The organism is Janthinobacterium sp. (genome assembly GCF_009923995.1).
In the GTDB taxonomy this organism is placed as follows: Bacteria; Pseudomonadota; Gammaproteobacteria; order Burkholderiales; family Burkholderiaceae_D; genus Janthinobacterium.
The window spans coordinates 48,276-66,410 of sequence record NZ_RFSK01000003.1 but is presented as its reverse complement, the minus strand read 5'-3'; the positions used below and the strand labels follow the sequence as shown (position 1 = coordinate 66,410).

Below are 18,135 nucleotides of genomic sequence, written 5' to 3'. Positions count from 1 at the left end.
CGCTCTGCCCCCTATGCCACGACGCCGGAATGGGCGGCGACCACCTGCAGCGCGCCGGCCCCATCCTGCGCCCACACGCGCGTAAAACGGAAGTCGCCCTGCGTTTCCACGTCATGGTAGCTGCCCGTCAGGTGCATGCGCACGGAGACCACGGCCACGCTGCCCGTGATGCGCACATGGCGCTCGGACGCGCGCAGCTCGGTGATGGTGAGCAGGCGCTGCTCGTGCGCGGCCAGGTCCGCATGCTTGCTCAGCAAGTGGCCCAGGTGATTCGTAAACAGCAGGTCATCGGCCAGCAGGAGCGCCAGCGCGGCCACGTCGGAGGCCATCATGGCCAGGCGCAGGCGCTCTTCCGCGTCCAGTACTTGTACTTCAGTTAATGCATTCATGGTCTTCCTTATCGGTCGTCTGGCACGGCGTGGTCAAACGGGCAAAGCTGGCATGCTGGCATGAAATCGCCCGTTTCACAATCATCCGGAAGACTTATGCCTGTGGAGCATATTCATATAGCGTAATATTCGCAGCGGTATTGTGCAGAACGCCAGCATAGTACTGTACAGTGCTTGCCCTTCCGCCCCGGGCTGGGGCAGCTGTCACCTGTAGCAATGTTGGAATGCTCACTGCAGTCTCGAATAAAACCAAGATAAGGCCCTCTCATGGCAATTAACATCATTCTGAACCTGCTCGTTGCGCTGATCGTCTTCGCCTTCATGTTCCGCCAGCAACGACATCACGCCACGTTCACCGTGCGCGTGTTCACGGGCCTGGGCCTGGGCGTGCTGCTGGGCGCGGCCGTGCAGGCCTTCTACGGCGCCGGCTCGCCCGTCATCGCCGGCACCAATGAGTACATCGACATCGTCGGCAGCGGCTACGTGAAGCTGCTGCAGATGATCATCATGCCGCTGATCATGGTCTCCATCATCTCCGCCATCCTGAAACTCAAGGATGCGAGTTCGCTGGGCAAGATCAGCGCGCTGACCATCGGCACCCTGCTCATCACCACCACCATCGCCGCCGCGCTGGGCATCCTGATGGCCAAGCTGTTCGGCCTGACGGCCGTGGGCCTGACGTCGAGCGCCGCCGAAGTGGCGCGCGGCGTGCAGCTGCAAGGCTCGCTGGAAACGGCGAAAGCCCTGTCCCTGCCGAAACTGCTGGTCAGTTTCGTGCCGACCAACCCCTTCCTCGACATGACGGGTGCGCGCAAGACGTCGACCATCGCCGTGGTCGTGTTCTCCATCTTCATCGGCATCTCGGCCACGGGCATCGCCGCCAAGAAGCCGGAAATCTTCGCTTCTTTCGAAAGCTTCATGAAAGTCGCACACGCCATCGTCATGCGCATGGTCACCCTGGTGCTGCGCCTGACGCCGTATGGCGTCTTCGCGCTGATGTTTGAAGTGGTGGCCTCGTCGAGCTACACGGACATTCTGAAATTGATCAACTTCGTCGTGGCCTCCTACAGCGCCCTGATCCTGATGTTCCTCGTGCACCTGGCCATCATCGCCGGCACGGGCCTGAACCCGCTGCGCTTCGTCAAGAAAGTCTTCCCCGTGCTGGCCTTCGCCTTCACGTCGCGCACCAGTGCCGGTTCCATCCCGATGAGCGTGCAGACGCAGACCCAGCGCCTGGGCACGCCGGAAGGCATCGCCAACTTCGCCGCCTCGTTCGGCTCGACCATCGGCCAGAACGGCTGCGCCGGCATCTATCCCGCCATGCTGGCCGTGATGATCGCCCCCACCGTCGGCGTCGACCCGTTCACCATCAGCTTCCTGCTGCCCTTGCTGGCCATCATCACCATCGGTTCCGTCGGCGTGGCCGGCGTGGGCGGCGGCGCCACGTTCGCCGCCCTGATCGTGCTGTCGGCGATGGATCTGCCCGTCGCCCTGGCCGGCTTGCTGATCTCCGTCGAACCGCTGATCGACATGGGCCGCACGGCCCTGAACGTGAGCGGCTCCATCACGGCCGGCACCGTCGCCAGCCGCGTCATGGGCGAGACCGACCTGGCCGTCTACAACAGCGACGACGCGCCCGACCTGGACGAGGCGGAACACACGGCCTGACCGCCGCACGCTAGGCAGCGGCGCGCCGCGCCTGGCCGCTTTCCTCTATATTGATTCACAACAAATACAGAGGAAGGCGCGAGACGATGGAACAGAAATGGCCGCAGCAGATCTGGATCGTGCGTCACGGCCAGAGTGCCGGCAACGTGGCGCGCGACGCCGCCGAAGCGGAAAAACAGTTATCCATCGCCATCGCCGAGCGCGATGTCGATGTCCCCCTCTCCAGCCTCGGTGCGCGCCAGGCGCAGGCGCTGGGCGACTGGTTCGCCACCCTCCCCCCTGAACAACGACCGACCGTCGTGCTGTATTCGCCCTACGTGCGCGCGCGCCAGACGGCGCAGGCCGTGCTGGCGCGGCTGGACGGGGACAGCCTGACCGCCGTCGTGGCCGACGAGCGCCTGCGCGAAAAGGAATTCGGCATCCTCGACCGCCTGACCGTGCATGGCATCGCCAGCAAATACCCGGAACTGTACGAACAGCGCCAGCACGTGGGCAAGTTCTATTTTCGCCCGCCCGGTGGCGAAAGCTGGTGCGACGTCATCCTGCGCCTACGCAGCGTGCTCGACACCATCACGCGCGAATACCGGGGAGAACGGGTGCTGGTCGTCGGCCACCAGGTCATCGTCAACTGCTTCCGCTACCTGCTGGAGCGCTGCGACGAGCAAGCCATCCTCGCCATCGACCGGGCCGCCGACGTGCCCAACTGCGGCATCACCTCGTACGCCTTCAACCCGGCCCTGGGCAGGCAGGGCAAGCTGCAGCTGGACCTGTGCAACTTCGTTGCGCCGCTGGAAGCGGCCGGCACGCCCGTCACCGCCCAGCCCGACATGCCGGCCGCGCCCAAGTCCTAGCCCCGCTGGCAGCCTGGCCGCGTGCCGGCCTGCGCCTCGCCTCGCCACGCCAGGCGTGGTGTGGCCATACCGGGCCGCGCCGCGCCAGGCCGGGCCAGGCCGCGCCACACCTGGCCGGTGTAGGCCGGGCCGCCACGCCTAGCTGACGCCCTCCCCGAGGAAAACCTGGTCGCCAGGCAGCGCCGTCGGAGCGGACGCGGACGGGGCAGCCAGCGGAGGCATTCCGCGATGGGCATGGCGTGTCGTCCGGGCGCTTTCCCCGGCGGCGCTTGTCGTTCGCGGGGTGCGCTTGCGCCAGGTCAAAGGGGATGGTCGCTCCCCTCATCCTCCTCTGCTGATTTGTAAATCCGGTGAACCTGCGCGCGCCTGCCTACTCTAATTTTTGCAAGCGATGCCAGCATTGCTACGGCTGCCCGTCATGCCATCCGGGCGGGCGGCCCGGCGATGCCCGGACTCTCATCCGAACTTTCACGACAGCTTTCCAACGAGAAAGGATCCATCATGACGGCCCCATTCCTGAACACCAGCAGGCTTGTCCTCGGCAGCGCCATCGTGTGCGCGCTGCTGGGCGGCTGCAACAAGCACAATGACACCAGTACCGCGCCGGCCACCCCTGCCGCCACGCCCGATGCCACGCCGGCCACGACGCCCGGCACCAGCGGCACTTCCGGCACCTCGGGCACGGGCGGCGGCATGACACCCGACAGTACCCCGCCCGCCACGCCATCGGGCACCGTACCGGGCAGCACCACCAATCCCGACGGCACGACCACGCCCCCCGCCGTGCCGCCCGCCAGCAGCACCACGCCAGGTACCGGCACCGGCACCACCACGCCGCCGCCCCGCAGCAGCTGACACTGCCGCTGAAGCAGCGCCCCTGCAGCGGCCCGCCGCCATGGCGGAAGGCCTGCAAGGCATCGACCACGGAAAGCCTTCCCGCGGAGGCTTTCCGCTGTACCCAGCCGCAGCGCCCGCGCGCCCGGCCTTCGCATCTGCCCGCACCTCCCGCATCCCACTTCATTTCACTTCACTTCACTTCACTTCACTTCATTCCCCCCTCACCTCACTTTAGTTCACCCTCACCTCACCTCACCTCACCTCACCTACCTTACCTACCTCACTTCACCCTCACCGTTCCGCCCGCGCGCACCACGGCGCTGCCATGTCTCGGCCGCGTCCCGAGCATGCCTCAGGCACGAGGCGTCTTCCACGCGGCGACGCCCGCGCGGCGGCGGCCGGCGATCAGTGCGCCAGCACTTCCTCCGTCGCGCTGTCCGCCGCGCCGGCACGCAGGGCCTGGTGATCGGCGGCAAGGAACAGGTACATGGCCGGCACGACGAACAGGGTAAACAGGGTGCCGATGGACAAACCCGTGAAAATCACCAGCCCCATCGCGTGGCGCCCGGCCGCGCCCGCGCCAGAGGCGATCACGAGCGGCAGCACGCCAAACACCATGGCGGCCGTCGTCATCAGGATGGGGCGCAGGCGCACGGTGGCAGCCTCTTCCACCGCCTCGCGCTTGCTCCTGCCCGCCTTTTGCAGCTGGTTGGCCACTTCCACGATCAGGATGCCGTGCTTGCTGATCAGCCCCATCAGGGTCACCAGGCCCACCTCCGTGTAAATGTTGATCGAGGCAAAACCCAGGAAGATGAACATGGTGGCGCCAAACAGGGCCAGCGGCACGGAGACGAGGATCACGACGGGGTCGCGGAAACTCTCGAACTGCGCCGCCAGCGCCAGGAAGACGATGACGACGGCAAACAGCATGGTGACGACGAAGCCGCCTGATTCCTGCACGAACTGGCGCGACTGGCCCGCATAATCGACCGTGTAGCCGCTGGGCGCCGCCTCGGCCACGGCTTGCCGCATGAATGCCAGCACTTCGCCCTGCGACGCACCGGACACGCCGGACAGGGTGGCGGAATTGAGCTGCTGGAAGCGGTTGATCGATTCGGGCACGACATCGTAGCGGATGTGCGCCACGGTGCTGGCCGGCAGCATGGCGCCGTCGGGCGTGCGGATATGGAAGTCGAGCACTGCAGACGGATTCAGGCGGTCCACCTGCAGCACCTGCGGGATCACCTTGTACGAGCGTCCGGCGATGGAAAAGTAATTGACGTAGCCGCCGCCCAGCGCCGCCCCCAGGGCCGCGCCCACGTCCTGCTGCGTCATGCCCAGCGCGGCCACGTTGTCGCGGTCGACCACGACGGTCGCTTGCGGCTTGTCAATCTTCAAGTCCGTGTCGATGAAATAGAACTTGCCCGACGCGCGCGCCTTGTCGAGCACCTGCTGCGCGACGGTGTTGAGGTTTTCAAACGGCTCCGTGGTGGTGATGACGAATTGCACGGGCAAGCCCGAAGAGCCGGGCAAGGCGGGAAACTGGAAGGCGGCCACGCGCGCGCCGGCGATCCTGTTCCAGCCCGCCTGCAAGTCCTGCTGCACCTGCTGGGCGCTGCGCGTGCGCGCATTCCACGGCGTCATCAGCATGCCGCCAAAGCCGGAGTTGACAGTCGGCACGCCCGTGATCTGGAACATCTGGCTGTATTCCGGCATGCCCCTGGCCACCTGGTAAATCTGCTCGGCATAGGTCTGCATCTGGTCCGAGGTGGCCGTCGGGTCGCCCACCACCTGCGACAGCACGACGCCCTGGTCTTCCTCGGGCGCCAGTTCGGACTGCGCCATCCTGAACATCAGCCCCAGTACCAGCATCAGCAGGGCCGCCATCACGACCAGCACCAGCCAGGTGTCGAGCAGGCTGTGCAGGATGCGCCGGTAGCGCTCATGGACCTTGCCGAAGACACGGTCGATGGCTTGCACGAAGCGCCCGCTGTCCTGTTCCGGACGGAAAAAGCGCGAACACATCATGGGCGACAGGCTCAGGGCCACGATGCCCGAGACAGCCACGGCGCCGGCCAGGGTGAAGGCGAACTCCGTGAACAGCGCGCCCGTCAGGCCGCCCTGGAAGCCGATGGGCACGTAGACGGCGATGAGCACCACCGTCATGGCCAGGATCGGGCTGCCCAGCTCGCGCGCCGCCAGCAGGCTGGCCTGCAGCGGCGGCTGGCCCAGCTTCATGTGGCGGTCGACGTTTTCCACCACGATGATGGCGTCGTCGACCACGAGGCCGATGGCCAACACGATGGCCAGCAGGGTCAGCAGATTGATGGAGTAGCCGAGCGCCAGCATGACGGCGAACGTGCCGACGAGGGACAGCGGCATGGCGATCACGGGCACGATGACGGCCCGCAGGCTGCCCAGGAACAGGAAGATGACGATGGTGACGATCAGCAGCGCCTCGACCAGGGTCTTGATGACTTCACGGATGGAGGTATTGATGAAGAAGGTCGAGTCATACACGATCTCGCCCGTCAGCCCCGCCGGCAACTGCGAGCGGATGTCGGGAAAGGCGGCGCGCACGCGCTGGGCCACGTCGAGGATATTCGCTTCCGGCGCCACCTTGATGCCGATGAAGACGGAACGCACGCCGCTGAAGGCCACGTTGAAGTCATAGTTTTCCGATCCCAGCACGACCGTGGCCAGGTCTTGCAGGCGCACGATGGAGTCGCCGCTGCGCTTGACGACGAGCTGCCTGAATTCGTCCACCGAATGCAGGTCCGTGCCCGCCGTCAGGGGAATGGTCACCATCTGCCCCTTGCTGGAACCGAGCGCCGCCAGGTAGTTGTTGTTGCCCAGCGCCGTGCTGACGTCGGCCGCCGTCACGCCGAAGGCGGCCATCTTGTCCGCATCGAGCCAGGCGCGCAGGGCGAACAGGCGCGCGCCCAGCAGTTCGGCCGTCTGCACGCCGCTGATGGAGTCGAGCTTGGGCTTGACGACGCGGCTGAGGTAATCCGTCACATTATTCGTCGGCAAGGTCTTGCTGTAAAAGCCCAGGTACATGGCATCCGTCGTCTGCCCCGTCTGCACCGTCAGCACGGGCGCCTGGGCCTGCGCCGGCAGCTGGTTGCGCACGGAACTGACCTGGGTATTGATTTCCGTCAAAGCCCGGTTCGCATCGTAATTGAGGCGCAGGGTGGCCGTGATGGTCGACACGCCACTGCTGCTCGACGAGGACAGGTAATCGATGCCCTGCGCCTGCGCGATGGCCGATTCCAGCGGCTGCGTGATGAAACCGGCCACCGTCTGCGCATCGGCCCCGTAGTAGGTGGTGGAAATGGTCACCACCGCGTTCTGCGTCTTCGGATACTGGTTGATCGGCAGGCTGAACAGGGAACGCAATCCCAGCACCACCAGCAGCAGGCTCACCACCATCGCCAGCACGGGCCGGCGGATAAAGATATCGGTGAAATTCATGGCGGCGCCTCAGTGTTCCTGCGGGGTGGGCCGCGGGTTGTCGCGCGGCTCGACGACGTTGCTGATCACCACGGGGCTGCCGTTCTTGAGCTTGATCTGCCCGCTGGTGACGACCTGCTGTCCCTCGGCGAGGCCCGTCAGCACGGCCACCTGGTCGCCCCGCGTCTCGCCCGTCGTCACGAAGACTTGCCGCACCACCAGGTCGCCCGCCTTGGGCGGCGGCGCCGCCGCGGCGGTTCCGGGGGCCTGGGGAGACTGCTGCGCCGGCTGCACGACGAAGACGGTGGAGCCATACGGGTTGTAGGTGATGGCCGTCTGCGGCAAGGTCAGGTAGGACTGCCTGGCGCCCACCTCCACGTGCACGTTGGCAAACATTCCCGGTAGCAACTGCCGTTTGGGATTGGCCACCGTGGCCTCGACCTGCACGTTGCGCGTGGCGGGATCGACCTTGGAGCTGATGGCGCTGACCTTGCCGGCGAAGGCCGTTTGCGCATAGGCGTCGCTGGACAGGGCCAGCACTTGCCCCACCTGCAGCCCGCTCAGCTGCTTTTGCGGAATATAGAAGTCCACATAGATGGGATCGATGGTTTGCAGGGTGACGATCTTGTCGCCGGGATTCAGGTACTGGCCCGGATTGACGGTGGTAATGCCGAGCCTGCCCGCAAACGGCGCGCGGATGGTTTTCTTTGCCACCAGCGCCGCCTGCTGGCCGGCCAGCGCCTGCTTGCTTTTCAGGTCGGCCTCGTCGCTGTCGACCTGGGCCTGGCTGATGGCCTGGACGGCAAATTGCTGCTGGTCGCGCCGGAGCACGGAAGCGGCCAGTTCGGCCGCCGCCTCCAGCGCGCGCAGCTGCGCGATATCGGCATCGGCATTCAGCTGCACCAGCAGCTGCCCGGCCGCCACATCCTGGCCCGACTTGAAATGGATGGTCCTGACGAGGCCCGCGATTTCGCTCGTCACGTCGACGCCGCGCACGGCCACCAGGGTGCCTACGGACGACAGGTGCGGCTGCCAGTCGACCTTGCGGATGATGGTGGCCGAGACGGTCTGCGGCGCCGGCTTGGGCGCGCTGGCCATCAGCTGCCGGATATGCAGGAAGAACCCCAGCGCCAGCAAGGCAATCAGCAGCGCCACCGCCCCCAGCATGATGAACATGCGCTTCGTGCGTTTCGTCATGGATGCACCCCCTGTTATTGCGGCGTCCGAAAGTCAGTCCGTGTCCGCCCTCACGGGCAAGGCCGTCGTGGCGCTGACCGTCTCCAGCGCGGGCCGGTTCCACCAGCCGCCGCCCAGCGCCTGGAACAGCGCGGCGCTGTCGGCAAAGCGCGCCGCCTGCGCCTGCACCAGGCCCACCCTGGCCTGCTGGTAGGTACGCTGCACGTCCAGCAGGCTCAGGTAACTGATGGCGCCCAGCTTGTATTGCTGCGTGCTCAGCGCCAGCGATTCGCCGGCCAGCGCCGCCACCTCGGCCTGCTGCTGCAGCGCGGCGGCGTCCGCCTCGAGCGCCCGCAGGCTGTCGGCCACGTTCTGGAACGCGCCCAGCACGGTGGCGCGGTACCCGGCCGCCGCCCCGTCGTAGGCGGCGATGGCGGCGCGCCGCCTGGCGCTCAGGGCGCCGCCATTGAAGAGGGGCTGGGCCAGTCCGGCCGCCACGCCCCAGACGGCGGAACCGCCGTGCAGCAGGCCGGGCAGGCTGGTGGCCAGCGAGCCATAGTTGCCCGTCAGGGTGACTTGCGGATACTGGTTCGCCGTGGCCACGCCGATCTGCGCGCTGGCCTGGTGCAGCAGCGCCTCGCTGGCGCGGATGTCGGGCCGCTGGTGCACGAGGGCCGACGGCAGGGAGACGGGCAAGTCCAGCGGCAGGCGCAGCGACGCCAGGTCGAATTCGGGCATGCCCGGTTCGCCGGGCAGCCGGCCCGCATACACGGAAAGCTGGTGGCGCGTCAGGGCCAGGGCTTTCTCCAGGGGCGGCAGGGTGGCGCGCGTCTGCGCCACGGTGTTGCGCTGGAGCAGGACCGTCGCGCGGGGGATGGCCCCGAAGCGGAATTGCTGCTCGATGAGGTCGAGCTGTTGCTGCTGCGCGTCGAGCACTTCCCGCGTCGCCTGCAGTTGGCCCCGCAGGGACGCTTCGCGGATGGCCGTCGTCACCAGGTTGGCCGTCAGGGCCAGCCAGGCCGCTTCCAGCTGATACTGCTGGTAATCGGCCAGTGCCTGCAAGCCCTCCAGCTGGCGCTTGTTGCCGCCGAACACGTCCAGGGCATACGACACATTCACCGAAGCATTGTACAAAGTGAAGACCCCGCCCGCGCCCTCCAGGCGGCTGGTCTTTTCGCGGCTGGCGCCCAACTGGGCGTTCACGGCCGGATACAGCAGGCTGCCGGACAGGGCCCGATAGTTTTCATCGGCCTGGCGCAGGGCCGCCTGGGCGGATGCCACGCCCGGGCTGCGCGCCAGGGCATCGCGCACCAGCCGGTCCAGGGCCGGCGACTGGAACAGCGACCACCATTGCCCGGGGATATCCTGGCCCGACACCAGGCGCTGCGCCTGTCCCCCGAGGCCAGGGGCCGAAGCCGTCTGCGCCGGCATGGGTGCCGGCGTGTAGCTGTCGCCCGTCTGCGGGGCGGCAGGACGCTGGAAATCCGGCCCGACGGCGCAGCCGGCCAGCAGGCATGCCAGGAGGATGCCGGGGCTGGGCTGCCGTATGCTGGAGAGCATGATTCTTGTCCAATACCTTGCAAGACTACAAGTGACCAAGTTGAGCAAATCGAGCCAGCCAAGCAGGCAACATCCACGCCGCCTGCAGCTCGCGAAGACACGCCGGCAGCGGCCCGGCTGCGCCGCCACCCGTTCTACGATTGTAGAGCACCTGACGTAAAAAGAGCCTTCCGAAGAAGGCTCTTTGACTTGGCACAAGTGCTGCGCAGCCGGGGCTGCCTGACTTACTTCTGCAGGCCGACCGGCGCGGCCGCAGGCGTGCGGCGGCCCATCAGGTACAGCACGACGAGCTTCAGCATGCGGTAGACGAAACGCACCATCAGCAGGGTCAGCACGCACTCGATCAGCGTCAGGACGAGGGCGAAGGCCACGTGCATGCGCGCGGCGCGGCGGTGGAACTTGGCCACGGCGCCATCGCGGGCGATCTCGATGCTGTCGTAGAAGGTCGGCACCACCAGCAGGGTCAGGATGGTCGAGGTGATGGTGCCGCCGATGATGGCGATCGCCAGCGGACGGTAGAATTCACCGCCCTCGCCCAGGCCCAGCGCCACGGGGAACATGCCGGCGATCAGCGCGAACGTCGTCATCAGGATGGGGCGCAGGCGCATGCGGCCCGCATACATCAAGGCATCCTCGCGGCCGTGCCCCTCTTCCTCGCGCTTGCGCGCCGCGTCCAGCAGCAGGATGGCGTTCTTGGCGACCAGCCCCATGAGCATGATGATGCCGATAAAACTCATCAGGTTGAGGGTGTTCTCGGTAATCACCAGCGCCACCACCACGCCGATCAGGCTCAGCGGCAAGGACATCATGACGGCCACCGGCGCCGTGAAGGAACCAAACTGCATGACCAGGATCAAATACATCAAACCGATACCCATCACCAGCGCGATCAGCATTTCCGTGAACAGTTCCTGCTGGTCCTGGCCGGCACCGCCCAGCGCCAGGCCGTAGCCGGGCGGGAAGTCGATGGACTTGGCCAGTTTCATGGCGTCGCTCGTCACTTCGCCATTCGAGCGGCCTTGCGCATTGGCCGAGACGGTGATCGTGCGCTTGCCGTTCTTGTGCTCGATGCCGGAAGGTCCCTTGCCCATGGTAATGGTAGCAATCTGGTCCAGCGGCACCATTTGCGACGTGCCCGTCACGCTGATCGGCAGGCGCTCGATGTTCTCGGAGGCCACGCGGTCATCGGGATGTAGGCGCACGGCCACATCGCGCGTTTCGCCCGTCGGATCGACCCAGTCGCCCACTTCCACGCCCGCAAAGGCCACGCGCAGCGATTGCGCCGCGTCATTGACGGAAATGCCCATCGAGTTGGCCAGGCCACGGTTCAGTTCGATCTTCAGCTCGTTCTTCGGGTCCTGCTCGGACAGGCCGACATCGACGGCGCCGGGAATGGCACGCAGCTTGTCCATGTAGGCGTTGGTGATTTCCATCAGCTTGCGCGAATCAGGACCCGTGAATTCCACCTGGATGGGCTTTTGCGCACCATTGCTGAGGTCGTCGAGCACCACGTATTCGGCGCCCACCAGGCGCGACATCTTCTCGCGCAGTTCCGTGGCGATTTCCTTGGCCGAACGCTTGCGGGTGTTGCGCTTGCCGATGTCGACATACACGCGGCCGCCGCCCGCATTGATGGAACTGTTGGTGTCCTTGGTTTCAGGCAAGGTGCGTGCCAGCACGGCCGCCGCTTCCAGCTTCAGGCGCGAATACTCGATGCTGCTCGACGATGGCGTGCGCACGTTGATCATCAGGTTGCCCGAATCGGAGGCCGGCAGGAAGCTCGTGCCGCCTTGCCAGACGTGCAGGGCGATGGCGCCCACCAGGCTGCCGAAGGCGATGACGGCCATCCAGCGGCGGTGGTGCAGGGCCCAGGCGATGACGTGGCCGTAGCGGTCCGCCTGGTGGTCGAACCAGTGGTTGAATTTCTCCAGCACGCGGCCCAGGCCTTTTTTCGGCGCCGAGTGTTCCTCGACGGGGTCGCCCCAGTAGGCCGACAGCATGGGGTCGAGCGTGAACGAGATGCCCAGGCTGACGAGCACCGAGCACGTCACCGTCAAGGCAAAGGGACGGAACCATTCGCCGGAGATACCGGGCATGAAGGCGACGGGGATGAAGACGGCGATGATGGAGAAGGTCGTGGCGGCCACGGCCATGCCGATCTCGGCCGTGCCTTCCAGCGCCGCCGTGCGGCGGTCCTTGCCCATCTGCATGTGGCGCACGATGTTTTCGCGCACTACGATGGCGTCATCGATCAGCACGCCGATGGCCAGCGACAGGCCCAGCAGGGTCATGAAGTTCAGGGTAAAGCCGCACAGCCACACGGCGATGAAGGCGGCGATGACGGACGTCGGCAGGCTCAGCGCCGTGATCAGGGTCGAGCGCCACGAGTTCAGGAAGGCGTACACGACGAAGATGGTCAGCACGGCGCCCAGCACCAGCGATTCGATCACGTTGTTCAGGCTATGCTGGGCGTTTTCGCCGCCGTCGCGCGTCACTTGCAGGATCGTGCCTTTCGGCAAGGTCTTGTTGATCTCCGCCACCATGTCGCGGATCTTGTTGGCCACGCTGACGGTGGACGCGTCGCGCACGCGGGTGATCGAGATCCCCACGTTCGGCTTGCCGCTGCGCACGCTCAGGCTGTTGATTTCGGCAAAGCCGTCCTGGATGGTCGCCACTTGCGCCAGGCGCACGATTTCCTCGCCGCGGCGCTTGATCACCACCTGCTCGAAGTCGGACGGCGACTCGATGCGGCCCACGAGGCGGATGCTTTTCTCGTCCAGGGTGCCGCGCACCTTGCCCACGGGCGCATTCGTGTTCTGGTTGCGCAGGGCGGTGACGACATCGCTGACGGAAACATTGTACTCACGCAACTTTTCCGCGCGCAGCAGCACGGACAGTTCGCGCTTCAGCGAGCCGCCCACGTTCACCAGCGCCACGCCATCGACGGCGCGGAAGCGGTCCGACAGCACGTCCTCGGCCAGGCGCGAGATTTCCGCGTGGCTTTGCGAATTGGACGACAGGGCCAGCTGCATGATCGGCTCGGCACCGGGGTCGATGCGCTGCAGGATAGGCTCGCGCATCTCCAGCGGCAGCTTGTAGCGCACGGCGGCGATGGCGTTGCGGATGTCGTCGGACGCCTCGATCAGGTTCGTCTTGAAGGAAAACTTCAGGAAGATGCTGGCCGAGCCTTCGTTCGAGTCGCTGTTGATCTCCGTCACGCCGGAAATGCTCTGCAGGGACTTTTCCAGGCGGTTGACCACTTCGCGCTCGACCGTGTCGGGCGAGGCGCCAGGATAGGGAATGCTGACGACGATGAACGGCACTTCGACGTCGGGATTCTGGTTGACGCGCAGTTTCTTGAGCGCCAGCAAGCCGACGCACATCATCGCCAGGATCAGGACGATGGTGGCGGTGGGCCGCTTGATACTGAAATCGGACAGGAACATGGCTTAGTTTCCTTTACCGGCAACGGCGGCGCTGCTGCTGGCGACGGCGGCCGCCGGCACGGCCTTGGCGGCCGTCAGCTCCACTTTCTGGCCATCCTTGAAGGTCGAGCCGGGCGTGCGCAGCACGGTGTCGCCGCTGGCCAGGCCGCTGGTCACTTCCCACTGGCCCGTGCGCACGTCGCGCGCGCCGATGCGCAGCGTGGTCTTGCGCAGGGCCTTGTCCTTGACCTTCCACGTGTACGTCACGTCGCCCGCCTTCACCAGGGCCGAGTCCGGGATCATCAGGGCGCTGACGGTCTCCGTCTCGATGCGTCCTTCCGCATACAGGCCGGCCACGCGCGGCTGTTCCTTTTCGACGAAATCGACCAGCACGGCCACCTGGCGCGTGACGGCGTTGGCGGCAGGATCGACGCGGCGCACCTTGCCGGCGAAATCCTGTCCCGGATAACCATTGATGCGGAACAACACCGGCTGACCCACCTTGACGACGCCGATCTTGTCGGCCGACACCAGGCCTTCCAGGCGCATGCTGGTCGGATCGATGACCTTGATCAATTCCTTGCCGATTTGCGCCGTATCGCCATTCGATACCTTGCGCTCGCTCACGATGCCGTCGAACGGCGCGCGCACGAGGGTGCGCTGCAGCTGCTGGCGGGCCTGGGCGGCGCGGCTCTTCGCGGCCGACAAATCGCTTTGCGCATTGTTGCGGCGGATTTCCGCGTCTTCCAGCGCCTGCGTCGACGTCATGCCCGAGGCGCGCAGGGTTTTCATGCGCTGGAACATGCGTTCGGACTGCTCCAGCACCTGGCCCGAGGCGCGGCTCGCCTCCTCGGCCGAATTGAGGCTGTCGCGGATGGCCGTCTCGTCCAGACGCACGAGCACGTCGCCGCGTTTCACGGCTTCGCCATTTTCCTTCATGACCTGGATCACCACGGCCGACACTTCGGCGCGCAGGTCGGCATTGCGTTCAGGCTGCACGGAGCCGGTGATGACGGGACCCGAGGCCAGCGCATTGCTCTGGATGGTCAGCACGTCTTCCGGGGAAACGAGCAGGTTGACGGCGGCGCCGGCCTGTTCCTTGCCATCCTTGCCACTGCCTTTGCCAGGGTCCTTGGATTCTTTGCCACAGGCGGCCAAGGCAGAAGCGATTGCCAGAACAAACAGGGTTTTGCGCAACATGGGTAATTCTCCGGATAGATAGCACCGCCACCAGCCCGGCGGCCCGGATAGGGCGACAGGTGATGGCCGGCATTTATTTTTATTAAAACCACAAGCGCCAAAGTATCCATGAGCGTATCCGGCCATGTCAATCGGCGGATTCCTGTAATGCTTTAATCCGTGGATGAAACGTAGTTTTTACGCCCTGAAACGCAAAACCCCGCCTTGAAGCGGGGTTTTGCATGGCCGAAGAAGCGGACTCAGCGTGCGAAAACGTAGTTGACCAGGAAGCCGATCGCCACGCCCGTGCACAGGCCGCCGGCGATTTCCACCAGGGTATGGCCCATGCGCTCGCGCAAGGTCTTGTGCGCGGCGCTGGACGCTTCCCCGGCCAGGCGGTTGATGGCGGCCGCCTGCTTGCCCACGTGCTGGCGCAGGCTGTTGGCGTCGATGATGACGATGAAGGCCAGGGTCACGGCCACGCCGAAGGCGGGATGGCCGATGCCTTCGCGCAGGGCGATCAGGGTGGCCATGCTGGACACGACGGCGCTATGGTTGCTGGGAAAGCCGCCATTGCCGACCAGGCCAAATGCCCATTGGCGCGTGCGGGCGCTGTTGATCAGGAATTTGATCGGCCCGACCAGGATCCATGTGATCAGGGGCGTGACGAGGTAAGCGATATCCACGGGGTATTCCTTCTTATATGTAGGGTGTATGTGCCAGGGGAGGCCGGCGCGCCGCAATTATCGCAGATCGCCCGCGCCAGCAGAACTGTCCGGCCCCGCCGTATAAAACGCCGCCCCCGGCGGCAACTAATATAAAATCATGGCATATACAACAATTGACGTATATCAACACCGGGCGCAGCGCGCGGCGCCCGCAGTCAAACGTCTTTCCACACAACGGGGTATCCATGCGGCATTTCAGAATTTCCTTTTTCGTCACTTTTGTCCTGATGGCGGTGTCCGGCTGGTGGGGCTACAGCCATGGCGGCACGGCAGGCATGATCCAGGCCCTGTGGATCACGGGCGTGCTGGGCATCATGGAAGTGTCGCTGTCGTTCGACAATGCCGTGGTGAATGCCTCGGTCTTGCGTCACTGGAATGAATTCTGGCAAAAACTGTTCCTCACCGTGGGTATCCTCGTGGCCGTCTTCGGCATGCGGCTGCTGTTTCCGCTCGTCATCGTCTCCGTGGCCACGGGCCTGGGCCTGGTCGACGTGTGGACCATGGCCACCACGACGCCGGACGTGTATGCCAAGCACCTGACGGACAACCACGCACAGGTAGCGGCCTTCGGCGGCGCCTTCCTGTTGCTGGTGTTCCTGAACTTCCTGTTCGACGACGAGAAGGAATTGCACTGGCTGGGCTGGGCCGAGGAAAAAGTCAACGCGCTGGGCACCGAAAGCCTGGCCGTGCTGATCACCATGGGCGCCGTGGCCGCCTGCGTGGCCATGGGCCCTGCGGAACAAAAATACAGCGTGCTGGCGTCGGGCATCGTCGGCATCGCCGTCTACATCGGCGTGAACTGGATCAGCGGCTTGCTGGAAGAAGGCGAACCGGACCTGCAGGATGACGGGGAAGAAGGCGCGGCGCCCGCGAAAAGCGGCAATGGCGACCTGGTGAAAACCGTGGCGCGCGGCAGCATCGGCGGCTTCCTGTACCTGGAAGTGCTGGACGCCTCGTTCAGCTTTGACGGCGTGATCGGCGCCTTCGCCATCACCAACGACGTCGTCATCATCATGCTGGGCCTGGCCATCGGCGCCATGTTCGTGCGCTCGATGACGGTCTTCCTGGTGCACAAGGGCACGCTGGACGAATTCGTCTACCTGGAACACGGCGCCCATTATGCGATCGGCATCCTGGCCTTGATCATGCTGGGCTCCGTCAAGTACCATATCCCGGAGTGGTTCACGGGCCTGTCGGGCGTGGCCTTCATCCTGGTCTCGCTGTGGTCATCCTTGCGTTATCGCAAACGGCACGCGGCACAAGCTTGAAATCGGGGAGATCGTCCCCAATTGAGAGAGTGATGGCACGAGCGCCTTACGCGCTCATCCCATGCAGGTATGTTTAAGTAAATTACTGAAAAGGAGCACCACATGGCAATCAGTTTGCAAAAAGGCGGCAACGTCAACCTGAGCAAGGAAGCACCGAACCTGAAGAAGATCATCGTCGGCCTCGGCTGGGATCCTCGTTCGACCGACGGCGCCACCTTCGACCTTGACGGCAGCGCCTTCCTCCTGAAAAGCGACGGCAAAGTCCGTGGCGACTCTGACTTTATCTTCTACAACAACCTGAAGTCGACCGATGGCGCCGTCGTCCACACGGGCGACAACCAGACGGGCGAAGGCGAAGGCGACGACGAGCGCATCGAAATCGACCTGACCCGCGTGCCGGCCGACATCGACCGCATCAGCATCACCGTCACCATCCACGATGCCGAGGCGCGCCGCCAGAACTTCGGCATGGTCTCGAAAGCCTTCATCCGCTGCCTGAACGCGGAAGGCGAACGCGAAATCGCCCGCTACGACCTGTCCGAAGACAGCTCGACGGAAACGGCGATGATCTTTGGCGAAATCTACCGCTACAACGGCGAATGGAAGTTCAAGGCCATCGGCCAGGGCTTCAACGGCGGCCTGGGCCCCCTCGCCCGCTCTTTCGGTGTCAATGCTTAAACGTCATATGCGCTAAACACAGCCGCCTGGACATACTCAGGCGGCTTTTTTTTGGAGATTTATCATGCCAGTATTTAGTGTCACCGGCGACGTCGATCCTTTCCTCCACGTCAGCATGAAACAGGGCGAAACCATCTATTGCGAGTCCGATGCGATGGTGATGATGGAAACGGCGCTCGATTTGAAGGGCAAGATGACCGGTGGCCTGGGCAGCGCCATCATGCGCCGCTTCGCCAATGGCGAGTCGTTCTTCCAGCAGCACATCGAAGCGGTGCGCGGCAGCGGCGACTGCCTGCTCTCGCCCACCCTGCCGGGCGCCATCGAAGTGGTCGACGTGGGCGCGCGCCAGTACCTGCTCAACGACGGCGCCTTTGTCGCCGCCACCTCGGGCACGGAAATGAAGGTGCGCACGCAAAGCCTCGGCAACGCACTGTTCGCCCAGTCGGGCGGCTTCTTCGTCATGGAGACGGCGGGCACGGGCCAGGTGGTGGTATCGGGCTTCGGCTCCATGTTCCAGCTCGACGTCGAGCCGGGCAAGGATGTCGTGATCGACAATTCCCACGTGGTGTGCTGGGACAGCAGCCTGAAATACGAGATTTCCATCACCACGGGCGGCGGCGCCAGCGGCGGCGGCATCGGCGGCTTCCTCGGCAATATCGTCAACAGCGTGACCAGCGGCGAAGGCATCGTGCTGCGCTTTTCCGGCTCGGGCAAGGTGTTCATCTGCTCGCGCAACCGCGACGCCTTCCTCAAATGGACAGCCTCCGGCAAGGCTGGCTAGAGGCACCTGACCAAACCTACTGCGCGTCGGCATAGGCGGCCTGCGATGCTCACCGTACTTTAGTACGGTTGCGCTTCTCGGCCACCTCTTCCTTCCGCTCGCTACGGTTTTGTCAGGCGCTGTTAGTTTGTTGTTCAACGTT

At 65.0% G+C, this 18,135-nt stretch carries 13 protein-coding genes; 6 read left to right on the top strand and 7 right to left on the bottom strand.

The window, feature by feature from the left end; genetic code table 11:
* Positions 1-11 precede the first annotated feature (11 nt).
* Entirely contained in the window at positions 12-389 is a 378-nt protein-coding gene (locus EBS11_RS02270) for a nuclear transport factor 2 family protein (RefSeq protein ID WP_290600230.1), read from the bottom strand.
* Between the two features lie 267 nt (positions 390-656).
* Between EBS11_RS02270 and EBS11_RS02265 the strand changes: the two genes are divergently transcribed.
* The 3 genes from EBS11_RS02265 (at position 657) to EBS11_RS02255 (ending at position 3,763) form a co-directional block, all read left to right on the top strand.
* Entirely contained in the window at positions 657-2,057 is a 1,401-nt protein-coding gene (locus tag EBS11_RS02265) for a cation:dicarboxylase symporter family transporter (RefSeq protein WP_290600227.1), read from the top strand.
* A gap of 86 nt (positions 2,058-2,143) precedes the next feature.
* Positions 2,144-2,908, top strand: coding sequence for a histidine phosphatase family protein (locus EBS11_RS02260; protein ID WP_290600225.1), 765 nt, complete (start codon positions 2,144-2,146; stop codon positions 2,906-2,908).
* A 501-nt stretch (positions 2,909-3,409) separates the two neighbouring features.
* Positions 3,410-3,763 (top strand): hypothetical protein, encoded by a 354-nt coding sequence (locus EBS11_RS02255; protein ID WP_290600224.1) that lies wholly within the window; start codon positions 3,410-3,412, stop codon positions 3,761-3,763.
* 387 nt (positions 3,764-4,150) lie between these two features.
* Here the strand turns inward: EBS11_RS02255 and EBS11_RS02250 are convergent, their stop codons facing one another.
* The 6 genes from EBS11_RS02250 to EBS11_RS02225 all read right to left on the bottom strand — a co-directional run bounded on the left by EBS11_RS02250 (position 4,151) and on the right by EBS11_RS02225 (position 15,224).
* Entirely contained in the window at positions 4,151-7,219 is a 3,069-nt protein-coding gene (locus EBS11_RS02250; RefSeq protein WP_290600222.1) for an efflux RND transporter permease subunit, read from the bottom strand.
* Between the two features lie 9 nt (positions 7,220-7,228).
* Positions 7,229-8,395 carry an efflux RND transporter periplasmic adaptor subunit gene (locus tag EBS11_RS02245; protein ID WP_290600221.1) on the bottom strand — a complete coding sequence of 389 codons (1,167 nt, stop codon included), beginning with the start codon at positions 8,393-8,395 and terminating at the stop codon, positions 7,229-7,231.
* Positions 8,396-8,428: 33 nt separating this feature from the next.
* Positions 8,429-9,934 carry an efflux transporter outer membrane subunit gene (locus tag EBS11_RS02240; RefSeq protein ID WP_290600219.1) on the bottom strand — a complete coding sequence of 502 codons (1,506 nt, stop codon included), beginning with the start codon at positions 9,932-9,934 and terminating at the stop codon, positions 8,429-8,431.
* A gap of 224 nt (positions 9,935-10,158) precedes the next feature.
* On the bottom strand, positions 10,159-13,380 hold the full coding sequence (locus EBS11_RS02235; protein WP_290600217.1) for an efflux RND transporter permease subunit: 3,222 nt from the start codon (positions 13,378-13,380) through the stop codon (positions 10,159-10,161).
* 3 nt (positions 13,381-13,383) lie between these two features.
* The gene (locus tag EBS11_RS02230) at positions 13,384-14,559 is read right to left on the bottom strand and encodes an efflux RND transporter periplasmic adaptor subunit (RefSeq protein WP_290600216.1); all 1,176 of its coding nucleotides are present in this window, start codon (positions 14,557-14,559) and stop codon (positions 13,384-13,386) included.
* 239 nt (positions 14,560-14,798) lie between these two features.
* Positions 14,799-15,224: a divergent PAP2 family protein gene (locus EBS11_RS02225; protein WP_290600215.1), complete on the bottom strand. Its 426-nt coding sequence runs from the start codon at positions 15,222-15,224 to the stop codon at positions 14,799-14,801.
* 227 nt (positions 15,225-15,451) lie between these two features.
* Here EBS11_RS02225 and EBS11_RS02220 point away from each other — a divergent pair, with 227 nt between their 5' ends.
* From EBS11_RS02220 to EBS11_RS02210, 3 genes are all read left to right on the top strand, one after another.
* Positions 15,452-16,534: a DUF475 domain-containing protein gene (locus EBS11_RS02220; protein ID WP_290600214.1), complete on the top strand. Its 1,083-nt coding sequence runs from the start codon at positions 15,452-15,454 to the stop codon at positions 16,532-16,534.
* A 102-nt stretch (positions 16,535-16,636) separates the two neighbouring features.
* Positions 16,637-17,212 (top strand): TerD family protein, encoded by a 576-nt coding sequence (locus tag EBS11_RS02215; RefSeq protein ID WP_290600213.1) that lies wholly within the window; start codon positions 16,637-16,639, stop codon positions 17,210-17,212.
* Between the two features lie 64 nt (positions 17,213-17,276).
* Complete coding sequence (locus tag EBS11_RS02210; protein ID WP_290600211.1) at positions 17,277-17,993, top strand: TIGR00266 family protein; 717 nt, start codon at positions 17,277-17,279, stop codon at positions 17,991-17,993.
* The last annotated feature ends 142 nt before the right edge of the window (positions 17,994-18,135 follow it).

Bases quoted from the DNA above. Each gene is read 5' to 3' on its own strand.
- EBS11_RS02270 (WP_290600230.1), bottom strand. From the start codon at position 389: ATGAATGCATTAACTGAAGTACAAGTACTGGACGCGGAAGAGCGCCTG.
- EBS11_RS02265 (WP_290600227.1), top strand. From the start codon at position 657: ATGGCAATTAACATCATTCTGAACCTGCTCGTTGCGCTGATCGTCTTC.
- EBS11_RS02260 (WP_290600225.1), top strand. From the start codon at position 2,144: ATGGAACAGAAATGGCCGCAGCAGATCTGGATCGTGCGTCACGGCCAG.
- EBS11_RS02255 (WP_290600224.1), top strand. From the start codon at position 3,410: ATGACGGCCCCATTCCTGAACACCAGCAGGCTTGTCCTCGGCAGCGCC.
- EBS11_RS02250 (WP_290600222.1), bottom strand. From the start codon at position 7,219: ATGAATTTCACCGATATCTTTATCCGCCGGCCCGTGCTGGCGATGGTG.
- EBS11_RS02245 (WP_290600221.1), bottom strand. From the start codon at position 8,395: ATGACGAAACGCACGAAGCGCATGTTCATCATGCTGGGGGCGGTGGCG.
- EBS11_RS02240 (WP_290600219.1), bottom strand. From the start codon at position 9,934: ATGCTCTCCAGCATACGGCAGCCCAGCCCCGGCATCCTCCTGGCATGC.
- EBS11_RS02235 (WP_290600217.1), bottom strand. From the start codon at position 13,380: ATGTTCCTGTCCGATTTCAGTATCAAGCGGCCCACCGCCACCATCGTC.
- EBS11_RS02230 (WP_290600216.1), bottom strand. From the start codon at position 14,559: ATGTTGCGCAAAACCCTGTTTGTTCTGGCAATCGCTTCTGCCTTGGCC.
- EBS11_RS02220 (WP_290600214.1), top strand. From the start codon at position 15,452: ATGCGGCATTTCAGAATTTCCTTTTTCGTCACTTTTGTCCTGATGGCG.
- EBS11_RS02215 (WP_290600213.1), top strand. From the start codon at position 16,637: ATGGCAATCAGTTTGCAAAAAGGCGGCAACGTCAACCTGAGCAAGGAA.
- EBS11_RS02210 (WP_290600211.1), top strand. From the start codon at position 17,277: ATGCCAGTATTTAGTGTCACCGGCGACGTCGATCCTTTCCTCCACGTC.